The organism is Psychromonas arctica (genome assembly GCF_038155225.1).
Taxonomy (GTDB): domain Bacteria; phylum Pseudomonadota; class Gammaproteobacteria; order Enterobacterales; family Psychromonadaceae; genus Psychromonas; species Psychromonas arctica_B.
The window spans coordinates 16,095-27,674 of record NZ_JBAKBA010000051.1 but is presented as its reverse complement, the minus strand read 5'-3'; the positions used below and the strand labels follow the sequence as shown (position 1 = coordinate 27,674).

General features: G+C 35.3%; 9 protein-coding genes. 2 read left to right on the top strand and 7 right to left on the bottom strand.

Features of this window, described 5'->3' with window-relative positions; genetic code table 11:
- Positions 1 to 210: 210 nt before the first annotated feature.
- The 4 genes from V6255_RS16230 to apbC form a co-directional block, all read right to left on the bottom strand.
- Positions 211 to 879 (bottom strand): hypothetical protein, encoded by a 669-nt coding sequence (locus tag V6255_RS16230; RefSeq protein ID WP_341629090.1) that lies wholly within the window; start codon positions 877 to 879, stop codon positions 211 to 213.
- 245 nt (positions 880 to 1,124) lie between these two features.
- Positions 1,125 to 1,724, bottom strand: a complete 600-nt coding sequence (recR, locus tag V6255_RS16225; RefSeq protein ID WP_341629089.1) for a recombination mediator RecR — start codon at positions 1,722 to 1,724, stop codon at positions 1,125 to 1,127.
- 124 nt (positions 1,725 to 1,848) lie between these two features.
- On the bottom strand, positions 1,849 to 2,100 hold the full coding sequence (locus tag V6255_RS16220) for a DUF2164 domain-containing protein (RefSeq protein WP_341629088.1): 252 nt from the start codon (positions 2,098 to 2,100) through the stop codon (positions 1,849 to 1,851).
- Positions 2,101 to 2,220: 120 nt separating this feature from the next.
- Positions 2,221 to 3,306, bottom strand: coding sequence for an iron-sulfur cluster carrier protein ApbC (gene apbC, locus V6255_RS16215; protein ID WP_341629087.1), 1,086 nt, complete (start codon positions 3,304 to 3,306; stop codon positions 2,221 to 2,223).
- A gap of 226 nt (positions 3,307 to 3,532) precedes the next feature.
- Here apbC and metG point away from each other — a divergent pair, with 226 nt between their 5' ends.
- Both metG and V6255_RS16205 read left to right on the top strand, forming a co-directional pair.
- Positions 3,533 to 5,593 (top strand): methionine--tRNA ligase, encoded by a 2,061-nt coding sequence (metG, locus tag V6255_RS16210; RefSeq protein WP_341629086.1) that lies wholly within the window; start codon positions 3,533 to 3,535, stop codon positions 5,591 to 5,593.
- A 176-nt stretch (positions 5,594 to 5,769) separates the two neighbouring features.
- Entirely contained in the window at positions 5,770 to 5,976 is a 207-nt protein-coding gene (locus V6255_RS16205) for a DUF3565 domain-containing protein (protein WP_341629085.1), read from the top strand.
- A 564-nt stretch (positions 5,977 to 6,540) separates the two neighbouring features.
- On the opposite strand, the gene V6255_RS16200 is transcribed toward V6255_RS16205, so the two are convergent.
- From V6255_RS16200 to V6255_RS16190, 3 genes are all read right to left on the bottom strand, one after another.
- On the bottom strand, positions 6,541 to 8,394 hold the full coding sequence (locus V6255_RS16200; protein ID WP_341629084.1) for a chondroitinase-B domain-containing protein: 1,854 nt from the start codon (positions 8,392 to 8,394) through the stop codon (positions 6,541 to 6,543).
- 826 nt (positions 8,395 to 9,220) lie between these two features.
- Positions 9,221 to 10,183, bottom strand: coding sequence for a DMT family transporter (locus V6255_RS16195; protein WP_341629083.1), 963 nt, complete (start codon positions 10,181 to 10,183; stop codon positions 9,221 to 9,223).
- Positions 10,184 to 10,757: 574 nt separating this feature from the next.
- Entirely contained in the window at positions 10,758 to 11,477 is a 720-nt protein-coding gene (locus V6255_RS16190; protein ID WP_341629082.1) for a DUF445 domain-containing protein, read from the bottom strand.
- Positions 11,478 to 11,580 lie beyond the last annotated feature (103 nt).

Sequence of the window (11,580 nt, the reverse complement as noted above, 5' to 3'; positions counted from 1 at the left end):
GTTGTTCTCACTTCAAAACTCACAACGCAGTTAGGGGTGATTTTAACCAGCAAGATTGATCACCTTATTAATTCTTTTGGTATTAACACCTTTTCAGAAGATTCAATTTCCCTAGATATCGAACCGATCTGATTAGCGCTTGCTTCATCTCATCTACATAATGGGTTTACGTAAATGGTTTACATAGCAGATCTACAAAATTGATTGATATTAAGCATCTAATTGAAGTGCGCCTGTTTGCTTTAATTTACATATTTGATTTAAAAATGAATTAATACGGTAAGGCTGAAAATGCGTTGGTATTTTATTTTCTAATGCGGGAATCGGTGCCCTATCTTCACGTAAGTGAGTTAATATTAATGATAGTAAGGCAGAAAGGTAACTTTTAAAGGCTTCACTTTTATACAACTGATCCCAGTTAATAATGTATTCCTTACTGTAACCTTCAATCAATTGTTCTAGTTTATGAGTATAACGCTGAATTTCTGCATCTCCCATGCAATACTCTTTCACTAATTGTAAAAATAAATCTAAACACTCTCCGCGTGGCACAAGCGTAAAAAACTCTTTTTGCATGACCTCTGCTTCATTACCTTTCTCTGCATTAATGATACGAAATAAAATTTCGAACATATGCACAATGGTCCTATCTAAAATACGCTGTTTAGGAACATGTTGGTTTTGCATATCTTCAGCAACAATTTTAAATAGTGTTAAAAAATCAACATTATCGACTACTTGTCGAGAAAGTTTATCAGCAATGGAGACAGGAATTCGATTAGCTAATAACGTATTGAATGTTGAAGTTGTTAGTATCGATTTTAACGCTTTACGTGCTTTGTCTGTGCCTTCAAAAGGGACATTATTATTGGCAGACATTTTATTCCTTTAAGTAAATACAAATCCATGTGGTTTCTATTGTCAATAATCATCTCGAGGGTGATTAAATTGACCATTGCAGTTCATCATTTTAATTAATAATGAACATGACAATATTTTTCTACGTTTTCATTTGAGGGTTAAGTGATTAGCCTGAATGTAACGGTTCTGCTAATTCCCCTGCCCGATAATCTAAACTAAACTAATCGAAAGCATGCTAATGATATAAATAAATTGATCAACAGTTATAGTATTGAGCGCCCAGAGAACGAATGCGACAACGTTGTGCTATCAACAAACTCTAACTCTCCCCCCACTGGTACACCATGGGCAATACGGCTTACTTGGATTTTGAATTTTCTGGCCATTTCAGCAATGTAATAAGCGGTTGCTTCACCTTCAACCGTTGGGTTAGTGGCTAAAATAACTTCGTTGATATTACCTTTTTGCATCTGCTTTTCTAATAGGTTTAAACCAAGCTGCTCAGGACCAATACCATCAAGAGGCGACAAGTGCCCCATTAACACAAAGTAAGTACCAGAAAACAATGCTGTTTGCTCTATTGCCACCACATCCACGGGCATTTCAACAATACAAATAATTCCGTTATCATTACGCTTTTGATTATTACAGATAGGGCATAAATCTTCTTCAGTGAACGTACGGCACTGCTGACAATGGCCTATTTCAGTAACCGCTCGTGCTAACACGTCACTTAGCTTAAGTGCGCCATTACGGTTTTTATCTAACAAATGATACACCATTCGTTGTGCAGACTTTGGCCCGACACTTGGTAAACACTGCAATGCTTGTGTTAGCTCTTCGATTAATGGTCTATTTGACATGGTTTAATTTCTTCTATTTTAAAATCTGTTTTTAAATGACGCTATTAACGACTGCTGAATAACATTATCAATATAAGCAGTGGCAAATAAAATGTTTAACTTAATCATTAAGTCAGCTCAGTGCTTAACCAAACTCGGTTATTTTTTCTAACTCATAAAAGGATTCAGTAATGGTGTCGAGTTTATCATCTAATATTGCTCTCGCATCATTAAGACCTTGGGTATAATAATAACTACCGACTTTTTCACTAAAAAAATCGAGTAGAAACTCAGCATCAAATTGACCAAGCTCTTGATCTAACTCTTTTTCAAAATACTTTTGTATCTCGTCAACGATCGCGGTCTTTTGAGACGTTGAAAACTTGATGTCAGGCATTGTGAATCCTTACAAAAAATGCGATATAAATACGTTCAAAAACCAATCCAATAAATATCGCTATTAGACGGGTTTTTCTTGTTAAATGAAAGCGTTGTGCTTTAGCTAACATTCATACCGTTATTTCAGCTCTGTTATTTTGATTTGTTCAATGGTTGGCTCTAAGTTTTTATAAAGATTAATCGCGACCTGTTCAGCTAATGCTAAGTACGGTTCTACTAATGCAGGAAGTTCATTTTTAGCAACCGTAGGGCAACCTTCATCAGTATTTTGACGATATTGTATATGTAATGGTAATTCACCTAAGAACGGTAAGTTAAACTGTTCAGCTAATTTTCTACCGCCACCCGTTCCAAAAATAGCTTCTTGATGCCCACACTTAACACATGAATAGACACTCATATTTTCAATTAAACCAGTGACATGCACATCGACCTTATTAAACATGATCACGCCCTTTTGAGCATCAATTAACGCAACGTCCTGTGGGGTTGTAACAATCACAGCACTGGTCACAGCGACATTTTGCGACATCGTTAGTTGGATATCACCTGTACCTGGCGGCATATCAACAATTAAGTAATCTAATTCAGGCCAATCAGTTTCATTGAGTACTTGTTGCAATGCTTTACTTGCCATTGGGCCACGCCACACCATGGCATCTTTATCATCAATTAAAAAGCCAATACTATTACCAACAATACCGTGTGCGGCAATGGGTTGTAATAACTTACCGTCAGCAGACGTTGATTTAGTGTTTTTATGACCGAGCATAGTCGGTAAAGAAGGCCCGTAGATATCGGCATCTAATACACCAACCTTGGCACCATTTTTAGCTAATGCAATCGCTAAATTCACACTTACGGTAGACTTACCGACTCCACCTTTGCCTGATGAAACCGCAATAATGTTTTTAATATTAGGGTTCGTTTTAGTCCCTTTTTTATGTTCAAAAGTAGGCACTTTATAAGTCACGTTCCACGTGGGTGCTTGCTTGAAAATAGACGTTAACTGTTCAGTAGATTGTGCTTGTAATTCAGCTAACCAATTAGGTGCATAGAATGGCAAACAAATTGATATTTCAGCTGACTCTTCCTTGATGGTTAATAAGCGCTGCTTTGTAAATTTTTTGAGTAATTCTGATTCAATTATTTTCTCAAAACATTGTAAAACTTGTTGTTCGATAGTTTTCTTTTTAAACAGCATAGTCATTCCTTAAACCTAAATTGATGAATGAGTTTATCAAAATGATTAGATAATTCACCCTTATTAAAACGAAGTCTATTAAATATCTACGCTATCGTTGCTAAACATTGCTTTATTTATGCTTTTCAACGTTAGCTAATATAGATAAGAGTGGGATTTACCCTATTTTTTGGGTAGTATTACAAGCTGTAAAAAATCCGCTTAGACTTAAGGAATATCAAATAAAATGGCTAATCAAGATCGTAATATCCTTGTTACCTGCGCCCTTCCCTATGCAAATGGTCCAATCCATTTAGGGCACATGCTTGAGCATGTACAAGCGGACATCTGGGTTCGTTTCCAACGCTTACGCGGTAATAACATTCACTTTGTATGTGCCGATGACGCTCATGGCACTGCGATCATGCTTAAAGCTCAAGAAATGGGTATCACACCAGAGCAATTAATTGCACAAGTTCAAGCAGATCACGAAAAAGATTTTGAGGGTTTTAATATCAGTTTTGATAACTACCACTCAACGCATTCTGAAGAAAACAAAGCATTATCATCACAAGTTTATTTAGCATTACGTGATAACGGCTACATCACTAAAAAAGTGGTATCGCAATTATACGATCCAGAAAAAGAGATGTTTTTACCGGATCGTTTTGTAAAAGGTGGCTGCCCTAAATGTAAGGCTGAAGACCAATACGGCGATAACTGTGACGTGTGTGGTGCAACTTACAGCCCTGCTGAAATGATTAATCCTAAATCAGTTGTTTCAAATGCAACACCAGTGATGAAAGACACTGAAAACTTATTCTTCGATGCACCACAGTTCCAAGATATGTTAGTTGAATGGACTAAATCAGGTGCGCTTCAAACGGAAGTGGCTAATAAACTAAGTGAATGGTTTGAAAGCGGCTTGAAAGCATGGGATATCACACGTGATGCACCTTACTTTGGTTTTGAGATCCCAGATGCACCAGGTAAATTCTTTTATGTTTGGCTAGATGCGCCGATTGGTTACATGGGTAGCTTTAAAAATCTATGTGATCGTACTGACGGCCTTAACTTTGATGATTACTGGGCAAAAGACAGTACTGCAGAGCTTTACCATTTCATTGGTAAAGATATCATCAATTTCCATGGTTTGTTCTGGCCTGCAATGTTAGAAGGCGCGGGTTTCCGTAAACCTACTGGCGTTAACGTACATGGTTATGTCAGTGTTAATGGTGAGAAGATGTCTAAATCAAAAGGCACGTTCATCAAAGCGAGTACTTACCTAGAAAACTTAGATCCTGAATGTTTACGTTATTACTATGCTGCTAAATTAACATCACGCGTTGATGATTTAGATTTTAATCTTGATGATTTCACACAACGTGTAAATTCAGATGTAGTAAATAAATTAGTTAACTTAGCATCACGTACTGCTGGTTTTATTGCTAAAAAATACGACGGTAAATTATCTTCAGAAGTTTCTGAACCTGAGCTATACCAGCAGTTTGTTGATGCTGGCGATTCGATTGCAGAACAATTTGAAAAACGTGAATTTTCACGTGCTATTCGTGAAATTATGGCATTAGCTGATATTGCTAACAAATACATTGATGATAAAGCACCGTGGGCATTAGCAAAAGTTGAAGGTAAAGAAATTGAAGTACAAGATATCTGCTCAATGGGTATTAACTTGTTCCGTGTACTAATGACTTACTTAAAACCAATCATGCCAAAACTAACTGAACGTAGTGAAGCATTTTTAAATGAAACATTAACGTGGGATAGTATTAAGGCGCCATTAGCTGGACACCAAATCAACAAATTCAAAGCGTTATTCCAACGTATTGACCCGAAACATGTTGAAGCGATGGTTGAATCGTCAAAAGCAAGTGCAGCCGCTGATGCAGCAGCAAAAGAAAAAATAGCTGAAGCAACACAAGCTGAAAGCCAAAGTGAATTAGACAAAGAGCCTATTGCAGCTGAAATTGATTTTGAAACCTTTGCAAAAACTGATTTACGCGTTGCTTTAATTGTAAAAGCAGAGCATGTGCCTAAAGCGAATAAGCTATTAAAACTAACCTTAGACATAGGTGGTGAAACGCGTACTGTCTTTGCTGGTATTAAGTCTGCTTACAACCCTGAAGACTTAGAGGGTAAACTAACAGTGATGGTGGCAAACCTTGCGGCTCGTCAAATGAAGTTTGGTTTATCTGAAGGGATGGTATTGGCCGCAGGCCCTGGCGGTGAAGATATTCATATCTTAAACCCAGACTCTGGTGCTAAACCTGGTCAACGTATTATGTAATAATCGTTATGATTAATTAAATACTAAAAAGCCTTAAGCTTAACCACTTAGGGCTTTTTTTGTTGCTAATTATTTTATACCAACTCCGATAAATAGATCACATACTTAACGTAATTGGTATTAGTCATGATTATTCATCATTATGTTTATCCTAAATAAGAGAAAATGAAATAATAATGAAACAGCAGATCATTGGTTATCACCAAGATGACGAACATCATTGGGTTGCTCAATTACATTGTGGGCATTTTCAGCATGTCCGGCATAACCCACCTTGGAGCGTTCGTTTATGGGTAACGACTGAAACCAGTCGAAAAAAGATGATTGGACATCAATTAAACTGTGTTAAATGTGATACTGGCGAGGTGAAAGATAAACAATAACAAAACAGTCAGTTAAATGATCTGAATCCAAGTCTCCCTATATAACTCATTTCTTTCTATTAATTACTTATACCAAAAGAATTAATAAGGTGATCATTCTTGCTGGTTAAAATTACCCCTAACTGCGTTGTGAGTTTTGAAGTGAGAACAACTATCTCCTACAACTCACGCCTTATTAGTGTTAATTTTTCCTGCGCAATCTCTGATCACTTATTTAATTCCATTCGTATTATTTCTTTATGTATCTTTACTAACGAACAATTAATACGGATATTGAATCTGAACATAGCAGTTAATATGATGACTGAAATTGTTTTCATAAGCTTAATATAACGAGACAAGCATTAGGATTAGTTGTTAAACCAGCCATACTTAATATGACTGGCTTTGGATGGTTAAACTTATATCGATTACATTAAATATGTTATCTAAATTTTGCGCTGAAAAAACAGTTCAATTCAAGGTGTAAATTGACGTAAACGGCTGTTCCCTTTACGAAATTTACAACGAGGAAGTGAGCTGTTTTAACAAGTAAAATAGATAAGCTATTTACTGTGATTGGTATTAAATAGTTGTGATGTCAGCTGTTGGACCAACATCATCAGTCGATAATGGTGTAGGTACAATAATAGTAGGCTCTGATGAAAGCACTTCTAACTCGCCAGCACCTAACGTACCATCTTCATTATCAGCAGCAGAACCGGTTGCGTATGATTGGTTACCAGACCAGGTATTAGCATCATCATTAGCATAGTTATTAAATAAACTACCTTTGCTTCCCGTCACTAAGTTATCTGAAATAGTAATATCCTTAGGCACGATAGTATAGTTATCTCGACCAATGAAAATACCTCCGCCTAAATTGTTTACTAACGTATTGTCCGTCACAGTCACATTGGTTGGTGCTTCATGACTATTGCCATTAGAACTATCAGAGACATCACCTGAATCAATTAATATAGGACTTCTCCAACTCGTACCCGATAAGTTTTCCATATAGTTATTACTCACAGTATGATTTGCGCCGTAAACTCGAATACCGCCTGTTTCGTAATTAGCATCCGTCACTAAGGTACTATCGCCAGTACCATAAAAATAATTATTTTCTGCTTTATTATCATGTCCTAAACGGAATGATAGTGAGCCCATAGAGTTTAAAAATGTATTGTTTGAGAATGTATTATTTGACGTTTTAACCGTCATAATTTCATTTTCACCATCGGTATCTTCAAACAAGTTATATTCAATTAAGTGGTTTGTTTCTACATCTTGAGAACCCGAATCTCCAAAGACGATTGCTTCACGGTCTGAGTCACCTTCAGGGGTCGTATTGCCCTCTTTTACGTAAGGGACAATATTTTTAAAGTAGTTATGATGAATATGCGCATTAGTTGTCATCGTTTCAGTATCGTCATCATATTGAAATTTGATGTAACTACCTGAATTGATTTGACCATCGTCGTCTTCAACAACAATATTCTTATCCAGAAACTCATTATATGCAATTGAGATTTTTTCACTTGATTCAGTTAATACCACTGAAGTTTGTCCATCAGTAATATCTTTATGATCAAATGTATTACGTAACACTTTAATGTTTTTTGAATTTACAATTTTGAGTAATGTACTGGCATCATTTGGACCCAATACAAACCCCTGTAAAGTAATGTTTTGAGAGTTAGAAATAGCAGCCGTTTCTAAAATGATACTGCCAACACTTTCAGCACGGATTAAAACTTGAGTGTCGAAACAAGTATCCTTAATTGAGATTTCACCATCACCAGAAACAATAATTTCATCTCCACCTTGCACATCTCCACTGTTTAATAACTCGTTTAAGTCATCGATCGTTGAATTATGCGTTGCTCCAGTCACAACAGGATTTGCATCATCAGATCCGTCATCGTCGAATGCATCTGAACATGCATAAGTGTCTACATCCTCGTCGTCATTATCGTCTTCATCATCATCGTCATCACTGCCACTATCATCATCAGAAAGTGCATCGGCGGAAAGGATAGTAAAACGTATAGTAGCTTCAGTACCATCAATAGAGGCGACGGTGACACTATCTGATACGCTTTCATCTTCATTTAAGTCGCCCAGCGTTTCATTTTCTGGTACTTCATAGGTCCATTCACCATCTACATTAAGTGAGAATATGCCGTAAGTAGTCGCTATATCCGTTTGCACAATGAAAGCTTCTTCACCATCATCAGGATCTACAATGCTAAGGGATTCATTAACATCGCCATTTTTATAATACAATTCGACTGAAGTTTTTCCGCTTATTACAGCTGCGGTAGATTCAGTAGTGCCATCATCAATTGCGTCACTAGTATCATTTGAACTGCTACCTGAGCCACCACATGCAGTTAATCCAGCCATTGCTGAAAGTAATAATAATTTTTTATACACGGTCCATTCCTTGGTCTAATTATAGGTATTTGACAATGTAGTGATATAATATATTAATACAATTCATGAGATCACATTTCCTTATTCAAGCTATGGATAACTATTGATGTTGTGATCAATGTCTTTGGTAATGATAAAATCAAAGGGGTTATAATATATTGAGCTGATAAATAATTGAGCTGAAGTGTCATGTTTAAATTAATGATAAAAACCCACCATAAGTTAAGAATACACGCTGTACGAATGGTTAAATTAGATGAGCTTTAATGATATTCATATAGGCTCTTAAAGTTTTTTTAGACTAATTTTTTAAATAGCTAAAGTTTACCAAACAAGATTAAACATAATCATTTCATACATTGTGACAAAGCAAATTAAAGCCTTGAGTAATATTGATTACATTAAATAAGTGATCTAAATTTTGCGTAGGAAAAATGACTTAATTTAAGGTGTAAATTGAGGCCTTTGAAGATTAATTTCGTTAATCGTCTGTCAGAGAATTAACCAAAAAATGTTAATTATTTAAGATCTGTTCCCTTTACGAAATTTACAACAAAGAAATAAGTAATTTTAACCAGTAAAATAGATCAGTTAATTAGTGTTATAGGTATTAAGAATAAGGATAGATTAGCAGGGCAAGTTAATTAAACTTATGACTAAGTTAACCAGAGTAAATTAAGCGAGGTTAATTAGAGCCTGTAAATCAGCGTACAGGCATCAAAATGGATAACCAATATAACACTGTTGATATTTAGAAGTAATTATATAAAAGCTTCTCTATAGGTATTCAACAGCTTACTAATGTAAACCGTTGAATACAGAATTTTTACTGAGAACGTGTAAAGCTAAGCACTGGGTTTTTAATGACGAGTAAAATGCCACTCAATATAATCAAACTTGAAATAACAAACACCGTTGACACACTTTCCCCTAAGAATATAAAGCCTGCTATAGCGGCTAATACTGGCACTAATAACTGTACCACTGCAGCAACGTTATGACGTAAGTCTTTTAGTGCTTTATACCAAAGTAAATAACCAAGTGCAGAAGCTAACACGCCAGATAAAATCGCGTATATAACCCCTTCTAACGTTAAGAACGTTTTATCTATGTTGATTAATACAAAAAGGAAAACAAAAGGTAAAGTACGGAAGAAGTTAAAAATAGTATCAGATGTAGGATCAACACTTTTTTTACCCGCTAACGTATAAAATGCCCAGCTAATACCTGAAATACACATTAAAGCAAAAGCAACAATCGATGGGCTAGAGACTTGCGGGGCAAGTAGATAAACAAACCCTGCAATAGCTAATATCAAACCCAATAATTCAGCACGGCTTAATAAGTGCCCTTTAAGCACTCGTGTTAGCAGCATGGTAACTTGCACTGTCGCAAATAGAACTAATGCGCCAGTTGCTGTATCAAGTTGGATATAAGCATAAGAAAAGGTCATGGCATAAACAAACAGCCAAATTGCGTTAAGCCAACTGCCCTTACTTGCACCATTATTACGATTATCATTCTGACTGCTACCATTGTTGCTATTACTTAGCTGACTCGGTAAATCTTTTTTATCCGAAGAATCAGCATTAAAGTAAAAATGTTTCACTGATAGGAAAATAGCTAAAAAAATACTACCTGAAAGTAACCTGATCACAGTAAAGCTACCTGCATCAACTTGTTGTTCTCCCAATGCTAAACGACAAAAAACAGAATTTGCTGCAAAAGCGATTAATGCAAAACTGGTTAATAAAAAGGTTTTATAAGGGTTATTAGTATCATGTTGCATATTGGGCTCATTGGAGTAAGAGATAAATCTACTATAAAAACAGTTTTTTACAACATAGTCTAATCAAATTACTTTGTTATCTACAAAATAAATAGCAGAAATTAGTCAAATGAACAAAACCAGAAATAAAGAAGTGGACTATTTTTAAAGGGCTTTCAGGCTACTTGTTTAGGATCATTATTTAAAAGGATAGAGACGTAGCTAATATCTATATAAAAATATCTTAGCATACTGTTTAAAATTAAAGTTAGGGTGCTCTATCAACAATGTTCTCACTCAGTTTACTTTAATGAAGCAACAGTAAAAAGATAATAGTTACGTTTATAGTTGTACTTCTGCACTGTTAATAGCCTAAATTTATTGAATATGATGGAAACAATAAACTATTATTGTTTCCATCATTAAGCACATAAATTCTTAACGTTAGCCGTATATCACGATGTAAATCTACTTTGGCTATACAACAATAAGTTGATTTTTAAGACTCTGTAAATAACTCTATAGTCACAGTCAGTAGCTTATATAACAGCTTACCCTGATTAGAGCGGGTAAACATCAATTGATTAGTACCTAGTTATGAGACTACAAGTGCACTGATCAAACCGATTAGACCACCGAATACTCCACCCCAAACCACTAACCAGCCAAGGTGTTTTTTGATCATAGCTTGAATTATCTCTTTCACTAATTGGGGCGTTAGTTCATTTAAACGTTGCTCAATAATTCTTTCTATTTTTGCCAAAATATCTTGCATCATATCAGGGTGTTCAATTTCATTTTTTAGCAATTCAATAAATTTATTATCATTCGTTAAATCGATAATAGAGGTTTTCATGTGCTTTATAAAAGGTTCTCTTAATGGCTTTAATGATTCTTCGCCACCAAACATTTCTAACATTCCACCAAATGATGACTTCATAATCACTTTAATCAACCCATCATAAGTTGGGTTTAAATCTACCTTTTCAATCACAGGTTGTAAGTTTAATTGAGCAGGGGAGAAGCTACCTGCTGATAAAAATCGTTCTACATTTTGTGCTGTAAAAAACTGATTCATCATTAAATTTCTGATACCTGATTTAAACTCTTCAAAATGAGCAGGTACAACACCTGAGCCATATAAGAATGGTATTTTTTCAAATAACATGAAGATAGCAAGCCAATTAGTTAAAGCGCCTGATAACGCAAATAACCCTACCATGGTTAATATTGCGGCAAGTTCAGTTTCTCCCAAAAAAAGCCCAGCCCCTAATATTAATGTAGCAATTAGGTTGGTAACTAAACTCTTATTCATATTTATTCCTTTTTTATGGTCTTTTATTAAACATTAATAATGCATTTTCTATTTTTTATCGAAAAAAAATCCAGTTATAAAATAACTGGATTTTGATGAGTCA